Annotated in this window: 25 protein-coding genes; 15 read left to right on the forward strand and 10 right to left on the reverse strand. The window is 68.0% G+C overall.

What is annotated here, in order from left to right; translation table 11 throughout:
* Window positions 1–52: 52 nt before the first annotated feature.
* The 5 genes from ACREEF_RS11335 to ACREEF_RS11355 form a co-directional block, all read right to left on the reverse strand.
* Window positions 53–400, reverse strand: coding sequence for a DUF1428 domain-containing protein (locus tag ACREEF_RS11335; RefSeq protein WP_431565685.1), 348 nt, complete (start codon window positions 398–400; stop codon window positions 53–55).
* A gap of 140 nt (window positions 401–540) precedes the next feature.
* Window positions 541–1,032, reverse strand: coding sequence for a VOC family protein (locus ACREEF_RS11340; RefSeq protein WP_431565686.1), 492 nt, complete (start codon window positions 1,030–1,032; stop codon window positions 541–543).
* 12 nt (window positions 1,033–1,044) lie between these two features.
* Window positions 1,045–2,076, reverse strand: a complete 1,032-nt coding sequence (gene adhP, locus ACREEF_RS11345) for an alcohol dehydrogenase AdhP (RefSeq protein WP_431565687.1) — start codon at window positions 2,074–2,076, stop codon at window positions 1,045–1,047.
* 87 nt (window positions 2,077–2,163) lie between these two features.
* Window positions 2,164–2,913: a YbhB/YbcL family Raf kinase inhibitor-like protein gene (locus tag ACREEF_RS11350; protein WP_431565688.1), complete on the reverse strand. Its 750-nt coding sequence runs from the start codon at window positions 2,911–2,913 to the stop codon at window positions 2,164–2,166.
* Window positions 2,914–3,201: 288 nt separating this feature from the next.
* Window positions 3,202–3,411, reverse strand: a complete 210-nt coding sequence (locus tag ACREEF_RS11355) for a flagellar hook protein FlgE (RefSeq protein ID WP_431565689.1) — start codon at window positions 3,409–3,411, stop codon at window positions 3,202–3,204.
* A gap of 222 nt (window positions 3,412–3,633) precedes the next feature.
* Here ACREEF_RS11355 and ACREEF_RS11360 point away from each other — a divergent pair, with 222 nt between their 5' ends.
* Complete coding sequence (locus tag ACREEF_RS11360) at window positions 3,634–5,613, forward strand: DEAD/DEAH box helicase (RefSeq protein ID WP_431565690.1); 1,980 nt, start codon at window positions 3,634–3,636, stop codon at window positions 5,611–5,613.
* A 50-nt stretch (window positions 5,614–5,663) separates the two neighbouring features.
* Entirely contained in the window at window positions 5,664–6,017 is a 354-nt protein-coding gene (locus ACREEF_RS11365) for an Mpo1-like protein (protein WP_431565691.1), read from the forward strand.
* Window positions 6,018–6,089: 72 nt separating this feature from the next.
* On the opposite strand, the gene ACREEF_RS11370 is transcribed toward ACREEF_RS11365, so the two are convergent.
* On the reverse strand, window positions 6,090–6,644 hold the full coding sequence (locus ACREEF_RS11370) for a 3D domain-containing protein (protein WP_431565692.1): 555 nt from the start codon (window positions 6,642–6,644) through the stop codon (window positions 6,090–6,092).
* A gap of 409 nt (window positions 6,645–7,053) precedes the next feature.
* Here ACREEF_RS11370 and ACREEF_RS11375 point away from each other — a divergent pair, with 409 nt between their 5' ends.
* The 4 genes from ACREEF_RS11375 to ACREEF_RS11390 all read left to right on the forward strand — a co-directional run bounded on the left by ACREEF_RS11375 (window position 7,054) and on the right by ACREEF_RS11390 (window position 9,873).
* Window positions 7,054–8,061, forward strand: coding sequence for a S1/P1 Nuclease (locus ACREEF_RS11375; RefSeq protein ID WP_431565693.1), 1,008 nt, complete (start codon window positions 7,054–7,056; stop codon window positions 8,059–8,061).
* A 182-nt stretch (window positions 8,062–8,243) separates the two neighbouring features.
* Window positions 8,244–9,026 (forward strand): RNA methyltransferase, encoded by a 783-nt coding sequence (locus tag ACREEF_RS11380; protein ID WP_431565694.1) that lies wholly within the window; start codon window positions 8,244–8,246, stop codon window positions 9,024–9,026.
* A 57-nt stretch (window positions 9,027–9,083) separates the two neighbouring features.
* Window positions 9,084–9,488: a GIY-YIG nuclease family protein gene (locus ACREEF_RS11385; RefSeq protein WP_431565695.1), complete on the forward strand. Its 405-nt coding sequence runs from the start codon at window positions 9,084–9,086 to the stop codon at window positions 9,486–9,488.
* A 61-nt stretch (window positions 9,489–9,549) separates the two neighbouring features.
* The gene (locus ACREEF_RS11390; protein ID WP_431565696.1) at window positions 9,550–9,873 is read left to right on the forward strand and encodes a YnfA family protein; all 324 of its coding nucleotides are present in this window, start codon (window positions 9,550–9,552) and stop codon (window positions 9,871–9,873) included.
* On the opposite strand, the gene ACREEF_RS11395 is transcribed toward ACREEF_RS11390, so the two are convergent.
* The 4 genes from ACREEF_RS11395 to ACREEF_RS11410 form a co-directional block, all read right to left on the reverse strand.
* On the reverse strand, window positions 9,870–10,571 hold the full coding sequence (locus ACREEF_RS11395) for an NAD-dependent deacylase (protein ID WP_431565697.1): 702 nt from the start codon (window positions 10,569–10,571) through the stop codon (window positions 9,870–9,872). The two genes, ACREEF_RS11390 and ACREEF_RS11395, sit on opposite strands and share 4 nt — an antisense overlap.
* Window positions 10,568–10,699, reverse strand: a complete 132-nt coding sequence (locus ACREEF_RS11400) for a hypothetical protein (RefSeq protein WP_431565698.1) — start codon at window positions 10,697–10,699, stop codon at window positions 10,568–10,570. The genes ACREEF_RS11395 and ACREEF_RS11400 overlap by 4 nt, the downstream gene beginning before the upstream one ends.
* A 226-nt stretch (window positions 10,700–10,925) precedes the next feature.
* Window positions 10,926–11,318 (reverse strand): LysR substrate-binding domain-containing protein, encoded by a 393-nt coding sequence (locus ACREEF_RS11405; RefSeq protein WP_431565699.1) that lies wholly within the window; start codon window positions 11,316–11,318, stop codon window positions 10,926–10,928.
* A complete protein-coding gene (locus ACREEF_RS11410; protein ID WP_431565700.1) occupies window positions 11,243–11,812 on the reverse strand; it encodes a LysR family transcriptional regulator in 570 nt (189 codons plus the stop codon). The genes ACREEF_RS11405 and ACREEF_RS11410 overlap by 76 nt, the downstream gene beginning before the upstream one ends.
* A 170-nt stretch (window positions 11,813–11,982) precedes the next feature.
* On the opposite strand from ACREEF_RS11410, the gene ACREEF_RS11415 reads away from it, so the two are divergent.
* From ACREEF_RS11415 to ACREEF_RS11455, 9 genes are all read left to right on the forward strand, one after another.
* Entirely contained in the window at window positions 11,983–13,089 is a 1,107-nt protein-coding gene (locus tag ACREEF_RS11415) for an S-(hydroxymethyl)glutathione dehydrogenase/class III alcohol dehydrogenase (RefSeq protein ID WP_431565701.1), read from the forward strand.
* An 83-nt stretch (window positions 13,090–13,172) separates the two neighbouring features.
* Window positions 13,173–13,559: a VOC family protein gene (locus ACREEF_RS11420; RefSeq protein ID WP_431565702.1), complete on the forward strand. Its 387-nt coding sequence runs from the start codon at window positions 13,173–13,175 to the stop codon at window positions 13,557–13,559.
* An 11-nt stretch (window positions 13,560–13,570) separates the two neighbouring features.
* Entirely contained in the window at window positions 13,571–14,119 is a 549-nt protein-coding gene (locus tag ACREEF_RS11425; protein ID WP_431565703.1) for a hypothetical protein, read from the forward strand.
* Complete coding sequence (gene fghA, locus ACREEF_RS11430; RefSeq protein ID WP_431565718.1) at window positions 14,119–14,952, forward strand: S-formylglutathione hydrolase; 834 nt, start codon at window positions 14,119–14,121, stop codon at window positions 14,950–14,952. The genes ACREEF_RS11425 and fghA overlap by 1 nt, the downstream gene beginning before the upstream one ends.
* A gap of 6 nt (window positions 14,953–14,958) precedes the next feature.
* Window positions 14,959–15,189, forward strand: coding sequence for a hypothetical protein (locus tag ACREEF_RS11435; RefSeq protein ID WP_431565704.1), 231 nt, complete (start codon window positions 14,959–14,961; stop codon window positions 15,187–15,189).
* 115 nt (window positions 15,190–15,304) lie between these two features.
* On the forward strand, window positions 15,305–17,149 hold the full coding sequence (locus tag ACREEF_RS11440) for a DUF885 domain-containing protein (protein WP_431565705.1): 1,845 nt from the start codon (window positions 15,305–15,307) through the stop codon (window positions 17,147–17,149).
* A gap of 92 nt (window positions 17,150–17,241) precedes the next feature.
* Window positions 17,242–19,032, forward strand: a complete 1,791-nt coding sequence (locus ACREEF_RS11445) for a DUF885 domain-containing protein (protein ID WP_431565706.1) — start codon at window positions 17,242–17,244, stop codon at window positions 19,030–19,032.
* 157 nt (window positions 19,033–19,189) lie between these two features.
* Entirely contained in the window at window positions 19,190–20,410 is a 1,221-nt protein-coding gene (locus ACREEF_RS11450; protein WP_431565707.1) for an NADP-dependent isocitrate dehydrogenase, read from the forward strand.
* Between the two features lie 257 nt (window positions 20,411–20,667).
* Complete coding sequence (locus tag ACREEF_RS11455) at window positions 20,668–21,216, forward strand: DUF2939 domain-containing protein (protein WP_431565708.1); 549 nt, start codon at window positions 20,668–20,670, stop codon at window positions 21,214–21,216.
* Window positions 21,217–21,243 lie beyond the last annotated feature (27 nt).

The raw sequence follows: 21,243 nt of genomic DNA on the forward strand, positions 1-21,243 counted from the left end.
CTCCACCACTGCGTGGTCCCCCTCCCCACAATGTGGGGAGGAAAGAGATGGCTCAGTTCTGGAACACCGTCTCGAAGCCGCCCCACATCATGCGCTTGCCGTCGAAGGGCATGTCCATGTTGGCCATGGCGGGGTCTTCCTGCATCTTGGCCCAGGCGTCGTCGGCCGTCTTCTTGTCCGGCCAGACCAGCCAGGAGAAGACCACGGCCTCGCCGTCCTCCAGCTTCACCGCCATGGGGAAGCTGGTCAGCTTGCCGTCCGGCACGTCCACGCCCCAGTTCTCGATCTGGGCGGTGGCGCCATAGCCCTGGAACAGGGGCCAGGATTTGCGGGCGGACTCGATATAGCGGTCCTTGTTCTCGGTCTTCACCGGGGTCAGGAAGCCTGTGATGTAGGACATGGTCGTCTCCTCTTTCTTTGTTGGCCCCTATCGCTTGCCGCGCGGCGGCTCGTTGCTTGAGGGGCGGGTGTGGATGGTCGTTGGTCGGCGTGGGCGGTGTCTTGGTGGAAAACGACAGTCAGGCTGACTAGCTTTGCTGTCTACCCGATCTTGTCAGCAGCGGCTTCCAGGGCGGCGATGTCTATCTTGGCCATCGTCATCATGGCCTCGAAGGCGGCCTTGGATCGGGCGGGGTTAGGGTCGTCGAAGAAGGCCATCAGCCGGCGCGGCGTGATCTGCCAGTTGACGCCCCAGCGGTCCTTGCACCAGCCGCAGGCGCTTTCGGCGCCGCCATTTCCGACGATGGCGTCCCACAGGCGGTCGGTCTCGGCCTGATCATCGGTCATGATCATGAAGGAGACGGCCTCGGTCTGCGGGAAGTTCGGTCCGCCGTTCAGGCCCGTATAGCGCCGTCCCGCCAGGGTGAACTCGACGACCAGTTCCGCTCCGGTCGGAGAGGAAGGGTTGTCCGCCGGGCTGCTGACGACCCGGTCGATCCGGCTGTCGGGCAGGCCCAGCGAGACGTAGAATTCGGCCGCCTTTTGCGCCTGGCCCAGGTCGTACCAGATGCAGGGAATGATCTTGTCGGTCATCGCGTCTGCTCCTCAACTCACCTTCATGACGATCCGGCCCTCGATCTGACCCTTGTGCATCCGCGCGAAGATGTCGTTGATGTTCTCGATCGGCTCGACCGCGACGGTGGCCTTGACCTTGCCGTCTGCGGCGAAGTCGAGCGCTTCCTGAAGATCCAGCCGCGTGCCGACGATGGAGCCGCGCACGGTCGTCCCGTTCAGCACCATGTCGAAGATGGACAGGGGGAAGTCGCCGGGGGGAAGGCCGTTCAAGGCCACCGTCGCCCCGCGCGCGGTCATGCCCAGCGCCTGTTCGAAGGCCTTGGGCGAGACGGCGGTGACCAGCACGCCCTGGGCGCCGCCGTCGGTCTGTTTCCGGATCTCGGCGGCCGGATCGGGGTTGGTCTTGGCGTTGACCACGACGCTGGCGCCCAGGCGCTTGGCGAAGTCCAGCTTGGCGTCGTCCACGTCCACGGCGGCGACGTTCAGGCCCATGGCCCGGGCGTACTGCACCGCCAGATGGCCCAGGCCGCCGACGCCGGACACCACCATCCAGTCGCCCGGCTTGGTGTCGGTCATCTTCAGCCCCTTGTAGACGGTGACGCCGGCGCACAGCACCGGGGCGATTTCGTCAAAGGCGATGTTCGACGGCAGGTGCCCGACATAGTCGGGGTCGGCCACGACATATTCGGCGAAGCTGCCGTTGACCGAATAGCCGGTATTCTGTTGCTCGTGGCACAAGGTCTCCCAGCCGCCGAGACAGTGCCGGCAATGGCCGCAGGCGGTGTAGAGCCAGGGCACGCCGACCCGGTCGCCTTCCTTGACATGTTTGACGCCGGCGCCGACGCCGGAGACGAAGCCGACGCCTTCGTGGCCGGGTATGAAGGGTGGGTTGGGCTTGACCGGCCAGTCGCCCTCGGCGGCGTGCAGGTCTGTGTGGCAGACGCCCGAGGCCTCGATCTTCACCTGAATCTGGCCGGGGCCGGGCAGGGGAACCGGCGCCTCTTCGATGGTCAGCGGCTTGCCGAATTCGCGCACGACGGCGGCCTTCATGGTCCTGGACATGACATTCCTTGGCTGAATTGGAGGCGGAGTCTCAGTCAGGAAGCGCGAAGCAGGCGAAGGCGTTCCACTTCAGGATGATGGAGCGTCCTATAGGCGGAACGGCCGTTTGGGATCGGGCGGCTCGCCGCCGCGCGGACGGCTCACCCCCTCGGCGTCGTGCGGGGCGTGGCGATCGATGTCGCCGCTGTCCAGGGGCCCGCGTCCGGCCGCGATCTCGGCCCGGGTGGCGTGGTCCGTGGCGGGATCGACGCCGTAGGCGCCGGTGCGGGCCGGCGACGGAGCGTCCTCGATCCCGCCGGCGGCCTGATAAAGCCCGACCAGTTCGCCCTTGGCGATGGCGCAGCCCTTCAGCACGTTGACCAGCTTGGCCAGGGGCGTCTCGGGCGACAGCTCGAGCCGGCGGTCCAGGGCGAACAGTTGGAAGTGATAGTGGTGCGGGCCTGACCCCGGGGGCGGGGCCATGCCCATCCAGCCGTGGTCGCCCCGGCTGTTGGCGCCCTGGACGGCGCCGGGCAGGGCGGCGGGGTGCGGCGCGGGCGGAATGTCGGCGGGCAGGGCGGTGAGGTCGCCGGGGATGTTCCACAACATCCAGTGCACGAAGGGGGTCTCGCGCGGGGCGTCGGGATCCTCGACGATCAAGGCGTAGCTTTCGGCTTCCAGCAGCCCGCTCCAGGCCAGGGGCGGTGAGGTCGCGTCGCCCGCCTGACTGTGTTCGGCGCTGAGCCAGCCGTCGACGTCGACGGCGTCGGAGGTCAGGATCAGGCCGCCGCCCTGATAGGGTTGGACCTTCATATAGGCGATGGACTGGCCCGAAGGGCCGGGATGCGACTGGGCCATGTGCAATCTCCCTGCGAGGCGCGCAGAGAGGAAACGTGCGGCGGCGGGGATCGTTCGCCGCCGCCGGTCAGAAGGCCCGGGCCGTCGCCGCCGCTCCGGTCGCGCTTAGGGTTTGACCTCGGCCACGAAGGCATCCCATTTGGGGCGGTCGATATAGGTGCCCAGGCGTTCCATTTCAGCATTGACGGCGGGGTCGCCCATCAGATCCGTCATGGCGACTTTGCCCAGTGTTTCGAAGCCGACGCCGATAGCGGCCTCGCCTTCGTATCGAATGGCGGCGGCGTTTATTCAGACCAGGATGTCCAGCAGGGTTCCGGTCATCTCGTCGGCCGTGCGGGCGACGGCGGCATTGGCCGAGAAGTCGTGTTTGGCTCGAATCTGCTCCACCGCCTCGACCGCCAGATTGTCGAGCGAGCCCTCGGTAGTGCGGCGCGCGCTGGCCTCGAAGCGGGAGGCCGCGTTCTGCATTCCGGCGGCGGCGATGGTCAGGGGCGACATGGCGTTCTCCTGCGCGGATGGGGCTTGGCGGACGGTCAGGATCGTGGCTTTGCGGTCAACGGCGCCTGAACAAGCGTGGTGAACGACGGTCTTTTTGCGGAAACCCGCCCCATCGGGGCCGTTATTGGTGTATAAGTCAGGCCTCCTCATCGCCCGGCCGGCTGTTCAGCCTTGGCCGGGCGCGGTCGTTTTGCGGCCGCCTTGCTCTTTTTCAGGTCGTATATGCCCTTTCCCGCGATCCACCCCGCGCTAGACCGCGCCCTCGTAAACAAGGGCTATGCCGAGCCCACGCCCGTCCAGGCGGCGGTTCTGGACGGCCATGGCGAGGCTGACATGCTGGTCTCGGCCCAGACCGGTTCGGGCAAGACGGTGGCCTTCGGCCTGGCCGCCGCCTCGACCCTGCTGGGCGCTGACGAAAGCTTCGGTCCGGCTGACGCGCCGCTGATGCTGGCCATCGCCCCGACGCGCGAACTGGCGCTGCAGGTCTCGGCCGAGCTGGAATGGCTGTACGGCGAATCCAAGGCCAAGATCACCACCTGCGTCGGCGGCATGGACGCCCGCAAGGAAGCCCGCGCCCTGAACTTCGGCATCCACATCGTCGTCGGCACCCCCGGCCGCCTGAAGGACCACATCGACCGCGGCAACCTCGACCTGTCGGCGCTGAAGGTGCTGGTGCTCGACGAGGCCGACGAGATGCTCGACATGGGCTTCCGCGAGGACCTGGAATACATCCTCGAGCAGTCGCCGCCCGAACGCCGCACCCTGCTGTTCTCGGCCACCATCGCCCGCGACATCGCCATGATGGCCAAGCGCTATCAGCGCGACGCCGTGCGCATCGACACCGTCGACCGCAGCCAGCCGCACAGCGACATCGAATACCGCGCCCTGCGCATCGCCCCGAACGAGATCGAGCACGCCGTCGTCAACGTGCTGCGCTTCTATGAAGCGCCGGGCGCCCTGGTCTTCTGCTCGACCCGCGACAGCGTGCGTCACCTGCAGTCGTCGCTGCTGGAGCGCGGCTTCTCGACCGTGGCCCTGTCCGGTGAAATGGGCCAGCGCGAGCGCACCGACGCCCTGCAGGCCCTGCGCGACGGCCGCGCCCGCGTCTGCGTCGCCACCGACGTGGCCGCGCGCGGTCTGGACCTGCCCGACCTGGGTCTGGTGATCCACGCCGAGCTGCCGATCAACAAGGCGACCATGCTGCACCGCTCGGGCCGCACCGGCCGCGCGGGCAAGAAGGGCACCTCCATCCTGCTGGTGCCGAGCAGCCGTCGCCGCAAGGCCGAGATGCTGCTGGGCTCGGCCGGGGTCGAGGCGACCTGGGCCGCCGCCCCGACCGCCGACGAGATCCTGGCCAAGGACGAGCAGCGCCTGCTGGCCGCCCCGGTCTTCGCCCAGGAAGGCAGTGAGGACGACGCTGGCCTGATCGCCAAGCTGGTCGCCGAGCGCACGCCGGAAGACCTGGCCCGCGCCCTGCTGGTCCTGCTGCGCAAGGACCTGCCGGCCCCCGAAGACCTGACCGATCCGGGCCAGGGCCCGCAGCGCAAGCCGCGCGGCGAGCCCGGCGACAAGTTCGCCGCCGGCGCCTCGCCCTTCGAGCGGCTGCAGGCCGACGAGGTGTCGTGGTTCCGCATGGACATCGGCCGCAACCGCAACGCCGATCCCAAGTGGCTGATCCCGATGATCTGCCGCATCGGCGGCATCACCAAGCAGCGGATCGGCTCGATCAAGACCTTCCCCGAAGAGACCCGCTTCGAGATCGCCAACAGCCACGTCGAGGCCTTCAAGAAGCTGGCGGCCATGAACACCAACGAGGCGAACATTTCGCCGTCGGAGGCCCCGCACGCGGGCATGTTCAAGGGCGGGATGCGCAACCGCCGCGACGAAGGCGGGGAGGGCGGCCGTCCGCCGTTCAAGAAGAAGCCGTGGCAGCCGCGCGAGGGCGAAGGCGAGGGTGAACGCCCCGCCTACGCCAAGAAGCCGTTCAACCGCGACGAGCGCACCGGCGACGGCCCGCGCCCGGACTTCAAGAAGAAGCCCTACGCCCCGCGCACCGATGCCGAGCGCGGCCCGCGTGCGGACGGCGACAAGCCCTACGCCAAGAAGCCCTTCGGGGCCAAGCCGGGCTTCAAGCCGGGCGGCAAGCCCGCCGGCGCCAAGCCGTTCAACAAGGCCGGCAAGCCCGGCAAGCGTTTCGACTGACTTCTGACCGCTGACTTGCCCCCGGTTCAATCCGGGGGCAGGCTGCGGCCATGACCGCACGCGAACCGCAGGCTGGACGCCCAAAGACTGGCCTTGATGACAGGGGGCGATACGCCTCCTTTTCCGCCTTCTATCCCTACTACATCCACGAACATTCCAACCGGACCTGCCGCCGCATCCATTTGGTCGGGACGGGGCTGGTGATCGCCGCCTTCCTGGCCTTTTGCGTGACGCTGAACGCCTGGTGGCTGCTGGCCATGCCGGTGGTCGGCTACGGCTTCGCCTGGGTCGGGCATTTCTTCTTCGAGAAGAACCGGCCGGCGACCTTCCAATATCCGCTGTGGAGCCTGATGGGCGACTTCCGCCTCTTCTTCGAGACGGTCAGCGGCAAGCGGAAGTTCTGAACGCTGCCTGGCGCGCAGCAAAAAGGCGACCGGATCGCTCCGGTCGCCTTTTTCGTCTGCGGGGTGAAGCCCTTAGTTCGAGGCGGTCTGCCAGGCGGGCGGGCAGCCGTCGAAATCACCGGCGTCGGCGATGGTCAGGGTCTTCATGTTCAGCCGCATGGCCTGCTGCATCGAGCCGCGGCCGTGACCGGTGAACAGGTCGATCTTGGCGCCCTTGATCGCGCCGCCGGTGTCCGAGGCGTACCAGTAGCCGTCGTGGACCTCGCCGTTGGCCAGGCGCAGGCCGACCGTCTCGCGGATGAACAGCTTGGTGCGGCGGGGGATGACGCGGGGGTCGACGGCGACCGTGCGCATGGCGATCGGGCGGCAACCGAGCGAGTCGTTGCCCGTCGCACCACCGCCGCCTGCATGATAGAGGCGGGCCGAGGCGCGCCAGTCGGGATCGCCCGCCATCAGCTCGGCCTGTTCGGCGGAGAGGGCGGAGGCGTCGATGGAACTCTCAGCCGTCGCGGCGGTTTCCACTGCAGCCGTGTCGATAGCGACGACGGCCTCATAGGGTTGAGGCTCTCCGGAACCGGAGAAGGCCATAGCCCAGAACATGGCAAGCGCGGCGGCTGTGTTCAGCATCGAAAAAACTACAGGTAGCACCGGGCCCGACACGCACCGGCACGGCGCTTTTCGCCGCCAATTGTGGCAAAAACGCGGCGAATGAGATCAGGCGCGACCCTTTGACCCGATCAGCGTTCGATTAATCCACAGGTCGATGAGCATATCGATCAAATGTCACAGCATATGTGGCAGCAACGAAATCAGTATTCACCTATACTTATGTCTATACTGGCGCGATCACCTGAGCGGTTAACACCATAATCGTTCCGCGTAACACTTTATTTCCAAGAAATGCTCGCTCAGGTCCGCAGAAACCAGCTTGACGACGACGCAAGAGACGAAGTCCGCCTTGACTGGAGGCGGGGCCGTGAATGAGCTAAGCCGTCGTTTCCCTGTCCCTTTTCGCCGGTGTCCCATGAAGCGCCTGATGATCGCCGCTGCCGCCCTGATGCTGGTTTCGGCCCCCGCCGTGAACGTCGACGCCTGGGGCAACACCGGCCACCGCCTGATCGGCGTGGCGGCCATGCGCGGCCTCAGCGACGACCTGCCGGCCTTCCTCAAGACGCCCGGCGCCATCGCCGATGTCGGCGAGTTGGCGCGCGAGCCCGATCGCTGGAAGGGCGCCGGTCAGCCGCACGACCGCGAGCGCGACACGGCCCACTTCATCGACTTCGACGACAACGGCTTCGCCATGAAGGCTGGCGGCCCGTCGATCGACGCCCTGCCGCGGTTGAAGTCGGACTTCGACACGGCCCTGGTCCAGGCGGGGATCAAGGTCGATGACGTGGGCTACCTGCCCTACGCCCTGATGGACGCCTATCAGAACCTGGGCCGCGACTTCGCCTACTGGCGCGTCCTGACCGCCGCCGAGGCGCGCGAGAGCGATCCCGGCAAGAAGGCCTGGTACCGCGCCGACCGCGAGCGCCGCGAGGCCCTGATCCTGCGCGACATCGGCGTGCTGGCCCACTACGTCGGCGACGGCTCGCAGCCGCACCACCTGTCGATCCACTTCAACGGCTGGGGCGACTATCCCAACCCCGAAGGCTTCACCAACTCGCGCCGCACCCACGGCGTCTTCGAGGGCGAGTTCGCCTCGCGCGTCGCCCGTCTGGACACGGTCGAGGCGGCGATGAGCCAGCCGCAGGTCTCGGGTCTGGACCTGCGCGCCCGCACCGCCGGCTATCTGAAGACGACGCTGGGCACGGTCATTCCCTTCTATCGTCTGGAGAAGGCGGGCGGGTTCCGCGACGCCGACCCGCGCGGCGCGGCCTTCGTCAACGAGCGTCTGGCGGCGGGCGCCTCGGAGCTGCGCGACCTGATCATCCTCAGCTGGCGCGAGAGCGGCACGGCCTCCATCGGCTGGCCCGCGGTCAAGGTGGCCGAGGTCGAGGCGGGCACGGTCGACCCCTGGACCTCGATGATCGGCGAGGACTGACCGGGCTTCCTTCTCCCCTTGAGGGAGAAGGTGGCAGCCCTCGGACTTGATCCGGGGGCTGACGGATGAGGGGTGCGAGGAAGCTGGGCTGACGGCTTCCTGTCCAACGTCGCGCCGACACCCCTCATCCGACCCTACGGGCCACCTTCTCCCTCAAGGGGAGAAGGGTTACAGAGCGCCCCATGACTGAACTCACGCCCCCCGTCGTCATCCTCGACAAGTCCCAGATGGCCGAGAACATCGGCGCGGTCGCCCGCGTCATGGCCAATTTCGGCCTGTCGGAACTGCGGCTGGTCAGCCCGCGCGACGGCTGGCCCCAGGAACGCGCCTGGGCCACGGCCTCGGGCGCCGACTGGGTGCTGGACGGGGTCAAGGTCTTCGACAGCGTGGCCGAGGCCGCCCACGACCTGCACACCGTCTTCGCCACCACCGCCCGCCCGCGCGAGACGCGCCAGCCGGTGCGCACCCCGCGCGAGAGCGCCCGCATCCTCTATGACGACACGGCGTCCGGCCTGAAGACCGGCCTGCTGTTCGGCGGCGAGCGCGCCGGGCTGGAGACCACCGACATCGCCCTGTGCGCCGGCATCACCACCATCCCGATCGACCCCAGGCACCATTCGCTGAACCTGGCCCAGGCCGTGGCCATCAACGCCTATGAGTGGCGCACCCTGATCCTCGACGCCCCGCCGCCGCGCTTCCGCGAGGGCGAGCCGCCCGCGTCGAACGCGCTGCTGGTCGGCATGTACGAGCATCTGGAAGCGGAGCTGGAGGCCGGCGGCTTCTTCCACCCGCCCGAGAAGAAGCCGTCGATGAGCCAGAACCTGCGCGTCATGCTGGGCCGCGCCGCCTTCACCGAGCAGGAAGTCGCCACCATGCGCGGCGCCATCCACGCCCTGGCCAAGGGCCGCGGCCGCGTCCTCGCCAAGCTGGCTGAGAAGCGCGCGGCGGAAGCGAAGGGCGAGTAGGCCTACGCCCCTCCGTCATCCTCGGGGCGGCGCAGCCGAACCCGGGGACCCAGACGGTTGCATCGTTCGCGCCTTGTCCTGTCGCCGCGCCGCGTGCTGAATGGCCTGGGTTCCGGGTCCGCTGCGCGTCCCGGAATGACGGCAGGGGAGGTGTGGTTTTTGCGAAACCCAGACGCGATCATCGCCGCCTACATCATGGCCAGCCGCCGCAACGGCACGCTCTACACCGGCGTCACCAGCGACCTTCACGACCGGGTCTGGAAGCATAAGCTTGGCACGTTCAAAGGCTTCACCGACGCCTATGCCTGCAAGGGGTTGGTGTGGTTCGAGCCTCAAGCCGGCATGGTCGAGGCTATTCGTCGGGAAAAGCAGATCAAGAAATGGCCGAGGCAGTGGAAGCTCAATCTGATCGAGGCGGGCAACCCGCAGTGGGAAGACTTGGCGGCCTCATGGTTCGCCTGACCGTCTGGGTCCCCGGGCTCCGCTCGCAAGCGCGAGCGGCCCCGAGGATGACGGAGATAAAATGAAGCTCGCCCTCGTCTATCCCCTCGCCGCGCTCGCCGAGATCGGCGGCTGCTTCGCCTTCTGGGCTTGGCTGAAGCTGGATCGGTCGCCGGGCTGGCTGGTTCCGGGCGTGCTCAGCCTGATCGCCTTCGCCTGGCTGCTGACGCTTGTTCCGGCCGAGACGGCGGGGCGGGCGTTCGCGGCCTATGGCGGGGTCTATATCGTCGCTTCGCTGGTCTGGATGGCGCTGGTGGAGAAGACGACGCCGGACCGCTGGGACCTGATCGGCGGGGCGGTCTGCCTGATTGGGGCGGGGGTGATCCTGTTTGGGCCGCGCGCCTAAAGTGCGTTGAAGAAGGCGGGCACGGCCTCGGTGGCGGGGCCATAGACGCCCTCGTCGAACAGGCGCGCGCCCTGCGTCGGCTCCAGATTGATCTCCACCGTCCGCGCCCCGGCCATGCCCGCCTGCTGCACAAAGCCCGCCGCCGGATAGACCGCGCCCGAGGTGCCGATGGAGACGAACAGGTCGCAGGCTTCCAGCGCGGCCTCGATCCGCTCCATCTGAAGGGGCATCTCCCCGAACCAGACGATGTGCGGGCGCAGGACCCCGCGCGGGTGATGCGGCGAGGCGTGCGCGGCCTCCAGATCGCCGTGCCAGTCGCAGACGACGCCTGAGGCGGTGCAGCGGGCCTTGTTCAACTCCCCGTGCATGTGGATCAGCTTGAACCCCGCGGCGGGCGGCGTCTCAAGATGCGCCCGGTCGTGCAGGTCGTCGACGTTCTGCGTCACCAGCAGGAAGTCGCCATCCCACCGCGCCGCCAGATCGGCCAGGGCGCGGTGCGCGGCGTTGGGCGCCACCCTGGCCAGATGCCGCCGCCGCTGGTTGTAGAAGTCCTGCACCAGGGCCGGATTGGCCGCGAACCCCTCGGGCGTCGCCACCGCCTCGATGCGATGCCCCTCCCACAGCCCGTCCGAGGCGCGAAAGGTCGGCACGCCGCTCTCGGCCGAGACGCCGGCGCCGGTCAGGACGACAAGGTTCATCGCTTGGTTCTCCGCTCGCGTCGCTGATGCGCCAGCAGGCTTTCTGATGCGGCGTACTCGGGCGGCAGGTCGAACTTGGCGCGTCGGTCATAGTCGCGCGCGCTCTTGATATCGCCGGCGCGCATCATCCGGGATGCTCGCCATACGACGAAGAAGCACCACGTAGCAGCCAATAGGAGCCCAAGTATCCATGCCGGCAAGAATGTGGGCCTGAACAAAACTAGCGGTATCCACGGCAACAGGGCAGGGGCGAAGGCTTCCTTGGGCCCATAGGTGACGTCGCGGGAGAGGCAGCCATCCACCCAGCGCCGGACCTTCATATATGTGGATCGCAGCCTGGGCATCGTCGCCACCCTAGCGCCGGTCGGGCGCCGCCGACAGCCGCTCGTGCAGCCAGTCGATCATGGCGCGGACCTTGGGAGGGACGTGGCGGGGGTGGGGGTGGACGGCCCAGACGCCTTCGTCGGGCGGGCGTTGATCGTCCAGCAGGGAGACCAGCGCGCCCGAGGCCAGGGCCTCGGCCACGTAGAAGTCCGGCAGCTGGCACAGGCCCAGCCCCTGCACCGCCGCATCCAGCACCGCCGCGCCGGAGTTGCAGCGCCAGCGGCCTGAGGGGCGCAGGCTGACCTCGCGCCCGGCCTCGGTGAAGCGCCATTGCTCGGCCGAGCCGATCAGGCCGTCGTGGCTGGCGATCTCGGACAGGTCGCGCGGGGCGCGCGTCGGGCCAGATAGTCCGGGCTGGCGCACAGGATCAGTCGTCGCGAGGCCAGGCGCCGCGCCATCAGCCGCGAGTCGGTCAGATGGCCGAACCGCACCGCCAGATCATAGCCGTCGCCGACCAGATCACGCAGGCGGTTATCCAGATCCAGCTCGATCCTCAGCTCGGGGTTTTGGCGGGCGAAGGCGTTGACCGCGGGGGCGATGAAACGCTCGCCGTAGGAGACGGAGCAGGTCATCCGCAGCAGGCCGCGGGGGGCCTGATCGTCGGGCTGGACGGCGGCCAGGGCCTCGTCGCGTTCGTCGATCAGGCGGCGGCAGCGGGCGAGGAAGTCGCGGCCCGCGTCGGTCAGCTCGACCCGGCGGGTGGTGCGATGCAGCAGGCGGGTCTGCAGCCGATCCTCCAGCCGCGCGATCTCGCGGCTGACCGCCGAGGTCGACAGGCCCAGGCGCCGGGCGGCGGCCGAGAAGCTGGCCTGTTCGGCGACAGCGGTGAATTCGTCGATCCCGTCCCAACGGCTCATCGGGACGTTCGATCATGATTGTTGCGTAACGACAATAATGTTTTGCGGTTGTCGCCATATCCGCCCTGCCGCGACGGGGGTAGAACAGACGCCAATTCAGTCACCTCATGTCCCTGAAGCAGCGAGCGACCGCGTCGCGAGCGATAGGGACGTCCGAAGGACCCAGCATCATGAAAACCCGCGCCGCCGTCGCGTTCGAAGCCAAACGCCCGCTCGAGATCGTCGAGGTCGATCTGGAAGGCCCGCGCGCGGGCGAGGTGCTGATCGAGATCAAGGCGACGGGCGTCTGCCACACCGACGCCTATACGCTGGACGGTCTGGACTCCGAGGGCATCTTCCCCTCGATCCTGGGCCACGAGGGCGCGGGCGTGGTGGTCGAGGTGGGGCCGGGCGTGACCTCGCTGGCGGTCGGCGACCACGTCATCCCGCTCTACACGCCGGAATGCCGCCAGTGTAAGTCGTGCCTGAGCCGCAAGACCAACCTGTGCACCTCGATCCGCGCCACCCAGGGCAAGGGTCTGATGCCCGACGGCACCAGCCGCTTTTCCTACAAGGGTCAGGCCATCGCCCACTACATGGGCTGCTCGACCTTCTCGAACTACACCGTCCTGCCCGAGATCGCGGTGGCCAAGATCCGCAAGGACGCCCCCTTCGACAAGGCCTGCTACATCGGTTGCGGCGTGACGACGGGCGTGGGCGCCGTGGTCAATACGGCCAAGGTCGAGCCGGGCGCCAACGCCGTGGTCTTCGGCCTGGGCGGCATCGGCCTGAACGTCATCCAGGGGCTGAAGCTGGTCGGGGCCGACATGATCGTCGGCGTCGACATCAACGGCGACAAGGAAGAATGGGGTCGCCGCTTCGGCATGACCCACTTCGTCAATCCCAAGGACGTGCCGGACGTGGTGGCCCATCTGGTCGAGCTGACCGACGGGGGGGCCGACTACACCTTCGACTGCACCGGCAACACCGTGGTCATGCGTCAGGCGCTGGAAGCCTGCCACCGCGGCTGGGGCGAGAGCGTGGTCATCGGCGTGGCCGAGGCGGGCAAGGAGATCGCCACCCGTCCGTTCCAGCTGGTCACCGGCCGCGTCTGGAAGGGCTCGGCCTTCGGCGGCGCGCGCGGGCGGACGGACACGCCGAAGATCGTCGACTGGTACATGGACGGCAAGATCGAGATCGACCCCATGATCACCCACACCCTGCCGCTGGAACGCATCAACGAAGCCTTCGACCTGATGCACGAAGGCAAGAGCATCCGCTCGGTGATCGTGTTCTAAAAAGAGCGTTGCCAAACGAAACTGACTAGGCCTAGCTTGATGCGTCCGGCGAACCGACCGGACGCATCATCGGGAGGAAGACCATGTTCACGCACGTCACGCTCGGCGCCAACGACGTCGAGGCGTCGCAGAAATTCTATGACGCGGTGCTGGGGGCCCTGGGCCATCAGCCGGGCACGGCCAGCGAGCTTCCCATGCCGGGCGTCTGGTACATGACGCCGCGCGGGATGCTGGGCGTGGTCAAGCCGCGCGACGGTCAGGCGGCCTGTCACGCCAACGGCGGCACCATCGGCTTCGCGGCGGCCAGCCCGGAAGCGGTGATCGCCTTCGCCGAGGCCGGGATCGCGGCGGGCGGCACGGCGATCGAGGACCCGGCGGGTCCGCGCGCCACGCCCTTCGGCGAGGTGCACCTGGCCTATCTGCGCGATCCGTCGGGCAACAAGATCTGCGCCCTTCACCGGCCGGGCTGAGGACGGAAGCGATGAAGACGGCGGCGATAGCCTCGATCATGGCCGGTCTGGCCGTCATGGGCCTCGCCGCCTGCAATCGCGAGCCCGCGCCTGCGCCTGCCGAAGCCCCCGCCGAGGCGTGGGTGGGCAAGGAGGTGGTGCTATACCTCCCTGATGGGATCATGAAGGAACGGGTCGCGGTGTCCGACCTCGCGCCCTATCTGCGCGCGGCCGGGAGCGAGGCCGCCGCCGCTGCGAAGGCGCAAGCCACGCAGCCCGGCGCCTCGGGCATGCTGCTGCTGATGGTCAAGCCCGGCCAGAGATCGAGGGCCTGGATCGTCACCGGCGAGCCCGCCATGAAGCCCGAGGTCGCCGAGGCTGTCATCCGCCGTGTTGAGGCGGTTCCAGCGCCGAGCGTGCGTGAGGGGCCGATCCTGGTGGGGTTGCAGTTCGACGCCTGGGGCGGCGGGGCGGCTCCGGGCGGGGCGATGGCGCCCATCCCGCGCGACTGGTACGCACATTTCCCCAAGGACGGCGGCGCCCTGGACGACGCCCTGCTCGCGAAAGTCTGGCCTGAATGATGGAAACCACCAAGACCCACGCCGTCCACGGCGGGACCCTGCGCTATCTGAAGCACGACAGCGCGACGACCGGCACGCCCATGACCCTGTCGGTCTTCGTGCCTTCCGGGCCGGGGCCGTTCCCGGTGCTGATCTGGCTGTCAGGCCTGACCTGCACCGAGGATAATTTCACCACCAAGGCGGGGGCCTACAAGGCCGCCGCCGAACACGGCGTCATCATCGTCGCGCCCGACACCTCGCCGCGCGGTGAAGGCGTGGCGGACGACCCGGCCTATGATCTGGGGCAGGGCGCGGGCTTCTACGTCGACGCGACGCAAGCGCCCTGGGCCCCGCACTTTCGCATGGAATCCTACGTCACCGACGAACTGATCGCCCTGATCGACGCCGAATTCCCGACGACCAGGACCCGCTCGATCTTCGGCCATTCCATGGGCGGGCACGGGGCGCTGACGCTCGCTCTGCGCCATCCGGAGCTGTTCAGGTCGGTCTCGGCCTTCGCGCCGATCTCGTCGCCGACGCGGTGCCCCTGGGGCGAGAAGGCGTTCACCGCCTATCTGGGCGAGGACCGCGCCGAGTGGGCCAAACACGATGCGGCCTTGCTGATCGAGAGCGGCGCGGCGGCTGGCGTCTTTGATGACATCCTGGTGGATCAGGGCGACGCAGACAGCTTCCTGACTGACCAGTTGAAGCCGGAGCTGCTGGTCGCGGCGGCGGAAAAGGCAGGGCAGGGGCTGACCCTGCGGATGCAGCCGGGCTATGATCACTCCTACTTCTTCATGGCCAGCTTCGTGGACGACCACGTGGCCTTCCATGCGACCCGCCTGAAAGCCTGAGACTTCATGACCGACGCTCCCATCGACTTCGACGCCATGTTCGCCGCCCTGTGCAGCGAGGTCGGCTTCTGCCTGCATGAAAAGGGTCAGAAGCGGGTGATCGAGGCCCTGCCCAAGGGTCTGGACGCGGCGGTCAAGGCGGTGCTGGCGGCCGAGGGCGTGGACGAACCCAATGCGCCGGGCGACCTGAAGAAGGCCGTCCGCGACTGCCTCAAGGCCCACGTCCAGCCGGGCTGATCCCCTCGCCCCCCGGAGGATGGACGAAACTTCATCCGCGTCGTGACCATGACGTCTTGCGGGGCGGCGTCGCTTCGATAGTGTCCCCTCCAAATCGCTTTGGAGGGAAGCCCCGATGATGGACCGTCGCCGCCTGTTGATGACCGCCGCCCTGGGAGGCGCGTTCGCGACCTCGGGCGCCGCCCGCGCCTTCGCGCAGACCGCCGCCGCTCCGGCCGTCAGTCAAGCATCCGGGCCCGCCTCGGCCCAGTTCCTGGCCCTGCTGGACAAGATCGCGCAGGAGATGATCCTGTCCGATCCCGAGACCCTGACCATGCTGGGCATGGACCGGGGACCGATGGCCGCCGCGCGCTTCAAGCTGAGCGACCGCTCGCAGGCCAAGATCGACGCCGACAAGGTCAAGTTCAAGGACGCCATGACGGCCGTGAAGGCCATCGACAAGACCCAGCTGACCACGACCGAGCAGACCTATTACGACTCGCTGGAGTTCTTCGGCGACACCCTGATGATGGGGGACCGCTTCCCCTACGGCGGCGGCTTCTCGCCCTCGCCCTATACCGTCAGCCAGCTGGGCGGCGCCTATCAGCAGATCCCCGACTTCCTCGACAGTCAGCACCGCATCGAGGCGGCCGACGACGCCGAGGCCTATCTGTCGCGCCTGTCGGACTTCGCCAAGGGCATGGACGCCGAGCGGGCGCGGATGCAAGCCGAGTTCGCCGCCGGGGCCGTGCCGCCGGACTTCGTCATCGACCGCACCCTGACCCAGATGGGCGCCATCACCGGCACGGCCGTCGCCGACTCGGTCATGAGCCAGTCGCTGGCGCGTCGCACCGCCGAGAAGAACATCCCCGGCGACTGGGCGGCGCGCGCCCAGGCCATCCTGACCAGCGAGGTCTATCCCGCCATCCAGCGTCAGGCGGACGCCCTGAAGGCCGTGCGCCCCGGCGCCACCCACGACGGCGGCGCCTGGCGCCTGCCGGACGGCGAGGCCTACTACCGCTTCGGCCTGCAGTACTACACCACCTCCTCGATGACGCCGGACGAGGTGCATCAGATGGGCGTGGAGCAGGTGGCGGAAATCTCCGCCCGCGCCGACGCTCTGCTGAAGGCCCAGGGCCTGACTCAAGGTACTGTCGGCGCGCGCATCGCCGCCTTGGGCAAGGATCCGCGCTTCGTCTATCCGAACACGGACGAAGCCAAGGACGAGCTGATCAGGGAACTGAACGCCCAGATGGTCGCCATGCAGGCGCGGATGCCGGAATACTTCGGCCGCCTGCCCAAGTCGCCGTGCGACATCAAGCGCGTGCCCAAGGCCATCGAGGCCGGGGCGCCGGGCGGCTACTACCAGTCGCCGGCCCTGGACGGCTCGCGTCCGGGCGCCTACTACATCAACCTGCGCGACACGGCGGAATGGCCCAAGTGGACCCTGCCGACCCTGACCTATCACGAGGCGGTGCCGGGCCATCACTTCCAGATCGCCCTGCAGCAGGAGCAGCCGGACACGCCCCTGCTGATGAAGGTCATGGGCTTCTCGGCCTATTCCGAGGGCTGGGGCCTGTATTCGGAACAGCTGGCGGACGAGATCGGGGCCTATGAGAACGACCCCTTCGGCCAGATCGGCTATCTGCAATCGCTGATGTTCCGCGCCGCGCGTCTGGTGGTGGACTCCGGCCTGCACCACAAGCGCTGGAGCCGCGAACAAGGCATCCGCTACATGGTCGACACCTTGGGCGACCAGGAGTCGAGCATCGCCACCGAGGTCGAGCGCTACTGCGTCTGGCCGGGCCAGGCCTCCAGCTACAAGGTCGGCCACACCACCTGGGTCAAGCTGCGCGAAGACGCCAAGCGCCGTCTGGGCGACCGCTTCGACATCAAGGGCTTCCATGACACCGGCCTGAACCTGGGCGGCGTGCCGCTGACGGTGCTGGAGCGGACCATGAACGCCTGGACGCCCGCCTAGGCCTTTGGGACCACGGGCGCGCCGGCCCGACGACTGTATGCGTAGAGAGGGGGGCGCGCGGCGTCGCGTCCGCCTTGCCGGGAGCCTGAACCATGATCGACCGCCGCCGCCTGTTGTTGACCGCCGCCGCCACGGCCGCCGTCGCGCCCTCGCTCGCCCATGCGGCGAGCGGTGATGCGGACGCGCGCCTGAACGCCCTGCTGGACGGCTGGTTCGAGGCCGACATCGACGACAACCCCGAATACGCGACCAATCTCGGCCTCGACCGCGGCGCCCGAGCGGGCCTGTCGTCGCAGCTGACCGCGATCAGCCCCGACGCCATCCGCAAGGATCGCGACAAGGCGATCAGCCGCTGGGCCACGCTGCGCGCCTTCGACCAGACCGGGCTCTCGGAAGCCGGCGCCCTGAACTACGCCATCGCCGCCTTCGGCCGCGAAACCTCGGCCGAGACCTCGCGCTTCGCCTATGGCGCCGGGCCGGGCCGACCCTCGCCCTATATCGTGACCCAGCTGTCGGGCGGCTATTTCGAGACGCCGGACTTCATGGACAACCAGCACCGGGTCGAAGACGCGGCGGGCGCCGACGCCTTCCTGTCGCGGCTGGAGGCCTTCGCCGGGGTGCTGGACGGCGAGACGGACAAGGTGCGCGAGGACGCCGGCCTGGGCGTCATCCCGCCGGACTTCATCATCGACCGGATGCTGCCCCAGGTCCGCACCCTGCGCGACACGCCCGCCGCCGACCTGGCCATGATCAAGTCGCTGGTCCGCAAGACCGCCGCCCTGAACCTGTCCGGCTATGACGCCCGCGCCGCCGCCATCGTCGACCAGAAGGTCAAGCCGGCCCTGGCCCGCCAGGTGGCGGCCCTGGAGGCCGTCCGCCCGCAGGCCACGCACGACGCCGGGGTCTGGCGCCTGCCCGACGGCGAAGCCTTCTACGCGGCGGGCCTGAAGTCCAACACGACCACGACCCTGAGCGCCGCCGAAATCCACAAGATGGGCAAGGAGCAGGTCGCCGAGATCAGCGCCGAGATCGACGCCATCCTGAAGTCGCAGGGCTATACCCAAGGCACCGTCGGCGAACGCATCCAGGCCCTGAACAAGGACCCCGCCCAGCTCTTCCCCAACACCGACGCGGGCAAGGCGGAACTGCTGGTCTGGCTGAACCAACTGGTCGCCGAACTGGAGCCCAAACTGCCGTCCGTCTTCGGTCGTCTGCCCAGGACCCACGTCGAGATCCGCCGCGTGCCGGTGTCGATCCAGTCGGGCGCGCCGGGCGGATACTATCAGGGGCCGCCGCTGGATGGCTCGCGTCCGGGCGCCTACTACATCAACCTGCGCGACAGCGGGAACTGGCCCAAGTTCGCCCTGCCGACCCTGACCTATCACGAGGCCTCGCCGGGCCACCACCTGCAGGTCGCCCTGCAGCGCGAGTCGGGCGAGCTGCCGCAATGGCGCCGCGCGGGCGGCTTCTCGGCCTACAACGAGGGCTGGGCCCTCTACGCCGAGGCGGTCGCCGCCAACGACCTGAACGCCTATGCCGACAATCCGCTGGGCCGGGTCGGCTTCCTGATGTCCTACCTGTTCCGGGCCGTGCGTCTGGTGGTCGACACCGGCATCCACGCCGAGCGCTGGAGCCGCGAGCAGGCGGTCGAATACATGGCGGCCTCGGGCGCCAAGCCGCTGGACGCCTCGAACAGCGAGATCAACCGCTACACCGTCTGGCCGGGTCAGGCCTGCGCCTACAAGGTCGGCCACACCGTCATCGCCCGTCTGCGGGCCGAGGCGGAGGCCAAGCCCGGCTTCGACCTGCGCGCCTTCCACGACCGGGTGCTGGCCGACGGCTCCCTGCCGCTGGCGGTGCTGGAAGCCCGGATGCGCGGCTGACGATCCGCCGTCGACTGAAGATCGGCCCGGGCGTTCGCGTCCGGGCCGTTTTTGTTCGAAGGGGGCGGCGCCTGCATCACGCCTTTGCACCCGCGCCCGCGCCTCGCTATACCCGCCGCACGATTTTCCTTCCCTGATTGAGAGACAGAGGCAGAGCATGGCCAAGATCAAGGTCGCCAACCCCATCGTGGACATCGACGGCGACGAAATGACCCGGATCATCTGGCAGATGATCAAGGACAAACTGGTCTTCCCCTACCTGGACCTGGACCTCGACTACTACGACCTCGGCATGGAAAACCGCGACGCCACCGACGATCAGGTGACGATCGACGCGGCCAAGGCCATCCAGAAGCACGGCGTCGGCGTGAAGTGCGCCACCATCACCCCGGACGAAGCCCGGGTGAAGGAATTCGGCCTGAAGAAGATGTGGAAGTCGCCGAACGGCACCATCCGCAACATCCTGGGCGGCGTCGTCTTCCGCGAGCCGATCATCTGCTCGAACGTGCCGCGTCTGGTTCCCGGCTGGACCCAGCCGATCGTCGTCGGCCGTCACGCCTTCGGCGACCAGTACAAGGCCACCGACTTCCTGGTCCCCGGCCCGGGCAAGCTGACGATCAAGTTCCAGGGCGAAGACGGCCAGGTCATCGAGCACGAAGTGTTCGACTTCCCCTCGGCGGGCATCGCCATGGGCATGTACAACCTGGACGACTCGATCACCGAGTTCGCCCGCGCCAGCTTCTCGTTCGGCCTGCAGCGCAACTTCCCGGTCTATCTGTCGACCAAGAACACCATCCTGAAAGCCTACGACGGCCGCTTCAAGGACATCTTCCAGAAGGTGTTCGACGAGGAATTCGCCGCCGACTTCAAGGCCAAGGGTCTGACCTATGAGCACCGTCTGATCGACGACATGGTGGCCGCGGCCATCAAGTGGTCGGGCGGCTTCGTCTGGGCGTGCAAGAACTACGACGGCGACGTGCAGTCGGACGTCGTGGCTCAGGGCTTCGGCTCGCTGGGCCTGATGACCTCGGTGTTGATGACGCCGGACGGCAAGGTGCTGGAATCGGAAGCCGCCCACGGCACCGTGACCCGTCACTACCGCCAGCATCAGAAGGGCGAGGCCACCTCGACCAACTCGATCGCCTCGATCTACGCCTGGACCCGCGGCTTCTCGCACCGCGCCAAGCTGGACGACAACGCCGAGCTGGCCGAGTTCGCCGCCACCCTGGAGCGCGTCGTGGTCGAAACCGTCGAGTCGGGCTTCATGACCAAGGACCTGGCCCTGCTGGTCGGCGACCAGCAGTCGTGGCTGACCACCGAGGGCTTCCTCGACAAGGTCTCCGACAACCTGCGCAAGGCCCTGCCGCACATCGGCTAAGGGCGCTAACGCGCTTCGCGCTGCTTGAGCGCGCTCAAGCAGCGAGCCGCCGCGCGGCGAGCGATAGCGCACTAAGAATGAAGGCCCGTCGGAGAAATCCGGCGGGCCTTTTTGCTGCTTGCGCCCCGGAATGACGCCAAGGGTTAACGACTCCCTTGAGCCCCCTCACGAACCATGCCCTTAATGTCATTGGGGGTTTTCGAGGTCGTGTGCACCATGTCGCTTACCCGTCGCGTTCGTAAGGCAGGGGAGGGCCGATGAACCAGAAACTGATCCTTCGACTGGGGGGCGCCGCCGTGGCGGTGTTCGTCCTGGCCTATGCGGCTTCGCCCTTGTTGGCGGCGCGCTCGCTGGTGCAGGCGGCCAAGAGCGGCGACGAAAAGGGGCTGGAGCGCCAGGTCGACTTCCCGGCCTTCCGCGCCAGCCTGAAGGACGAACTGAGCGAGCGCATGGTCGCCGAAATGCGCAAGGACGACCGTCTGGGCGGCCTGTCGGGCCTGGGCATGATGCTGGCCCCGACCCTGGTCTCGGGCGCGGTGGACGCCTTCGTCACGCCCGAGGCCATCTCGCTCATGGTGCAGGAAGGCAAGGCGCCCAAGCCGGATCTGGCCAAGGTCGAGCCGGAGGTTGCGCCGAAAACTGAAAGCAAGAAGGTGCGCCAGTCCTGGGGCTACCGCGACCTCGACACCTTCGCCGTCACCCTGACCCGCGACGACCAGCCGGACGAGCGGGTTTCCCTGCTGATGAAGCGCCGTAACCTGTTCAGCTGGAAGCTGGCGGGGATCGATCTGAGCAAGCCGGAGTAATCCTCTCGGCTCTCCCTTCCCCCTCGA

Source organism: Brevundimonas sp. (assembly GCF_050729455.1).
Lineage (GTDB): Bacteria > Pseudomonadota > Alphaproteobacteria > Caulobacterales > Caulobacteraceae > Brevundimonas.

Bases quoted from the DNA above. Each gene is read 5' to 3' on its own strand.
- ACREEF_RS11445 (WP_431565706.1), top strand. From the start codon at position 17,242: ATGATCGACCGCCGCCGCCTGTTGTTGACCGCCGCCGCCACGGCCGCC.
- adhP (WP_431565687.1), bottom strand. From the start codon at position 2,076: ATGTCCAGGACCATGAAGGCCGCCGTCGTGCGCGAATTCGGCAAGCCG.
- ACREEF_RS11350 (WP_431565688.1), bottom strand. From the start codon at position 2,913: ATGGCCCAGTCGCATCCCGGCCCTTCGGGCCAGTCCATCGCCTATATG.
- ACREEF_RS11455 (WP_431565708.1), top strand. From the start codon at position 20,668: ATGAACCAGAAACTGATCCTTCGACTGGGGGGCGCCGCCGTGGCGGTG.
- ACREEF_RS11435 (WP_431565704.1), top strand. From the start codon at position 14,959: ATGACCGACGCTCCCATCGACTTCGACGCCATGTTCGCCGCCCTGTGC.
- ACREEF_RS11415 (WP_431565701.1), top strand. From the start codon at position 11,983: ATGAAAACCCGCGCCGCCGTCGCGTTCGAAGCCAAACGCCCGCTCGAG.
- ACREEF_RS11395 (WP_431565697.1), bottom strand. From the start codon at position 10,571: ATGAACCTTGTCGTCCTGACCGGCGCCGGCGTCTCGGCCGAGAGCGGC.
- ACREEF_RS11450 (WP_431565707.1), top strand. From the start codon at position 19,190: ATGGCCAAGATCAAGGTCGCCAACCCCATCGTGGACATCGACGGCGAC.
- ACREEF_RS11360 (WP_431565690.1), top strand. From the start codon at position 3,634: ATGCCCTTTCCCGCGATCCACCCCGCGCTAGACCGCGCCCTCGTAAAC.
- fghA (WP_431565718.1), top strand. From the start codon at position 14,119: ATGGAAACCACCAAGACCCACGCCGTCCACGGCGGGACCCTGCGCTAT.
- ACREEF_RS11335 (WP_431565685.1), bottom strand. From the start codon at position 400: ATGTCCTACATCACAGGCTTCCTGACCCCGGTGAAGACCGAGAACAAG.
- ACREEF_RS11440 (WP_431565705.1), top strand. From the start codon at position 15,305: ATGATGGACCGTCGCCGCCTGTTGATGACCGCCGCCCTGGGAGGCGCG.
- ACREEF_RS11355 (WP_431565689.1), bottom strand. From the start codon at position 3,411: ATGTCGCCCCTGACCATCGCCGCCGCCGGAATGCAGAACGCGGCCTCC.
- ACREEF_RS11380 (WP_431565694.1), top strand. From the start codon at position 8,244: ATGACTGAACTCACGCCCCCCGTCGTCATCCTCGACAAGTCCCAGATG.
- ACREEF_RS11390 (WP_431565696.1), top strand. From the start codon at position 9,550: ATGAAGCTCGCCCTCGTCTATCCCCTCGCCGCGCTCGCCGAGATCGGC.
- ACREEF_RS11370 (WP_431565692.1), bottom strand. From the start codon at position 6,644: ATGCTGAACACAGCCGCCGCGCTTGCCATGTTCTGGGCTATGGCCTTC.
- ACREEF_RS11410 (WP_431565700.1), bottom strand. From the start codon at position 11,812: ATGAGCCGTTGGGACGGGATCGACGAATTCACCGCTGTCGCCGAACAG.
- ACREEF_RS11365 (WP_431565691.1), top strand. From the start codon at position 5,664: ATGACCGCACGCGAACCGCAGGCTGGACGCCCAAAGACTGGCCTTGAT.
- ACREEF_RS11420 (WP_431565702.1), top strand. From the start codon at position 13,173: ATGTTCACGCACGTCACGCTCGGCGCCAACGACGTCGAGGCGTCGCAG.
- ACREEF_RS11375 (WP_431565693.1), top strand. From the start codon at position 7,054: ATGATCGCCGCTGCCGCCCTGATGCTGGTTTCGGCCCCCGCCGTGAAC.
- ACREEF_RS11340 (WP_431565686.1), bottom strand. From the start codon at position 1,032: ATGACCGACAAGATCATTCCCTGCATCTGGTACGACCTGGGCCAGGCG.
- ACREEF_RS11400 (WP_431565698.1), bottom strand. From the start codon at position 10,699: ATGATGCGCGCCGGCGATATCAAGAGCGCGCGCGACTATGACCGACGC.
- ACREEF_RS11425 (WP_431565703.1), top strand. From the start codon at position 13,571: ATGAAGACGGCGGCGATAGCCTCGATCATGGCCGGTCTGGCCGTCATG.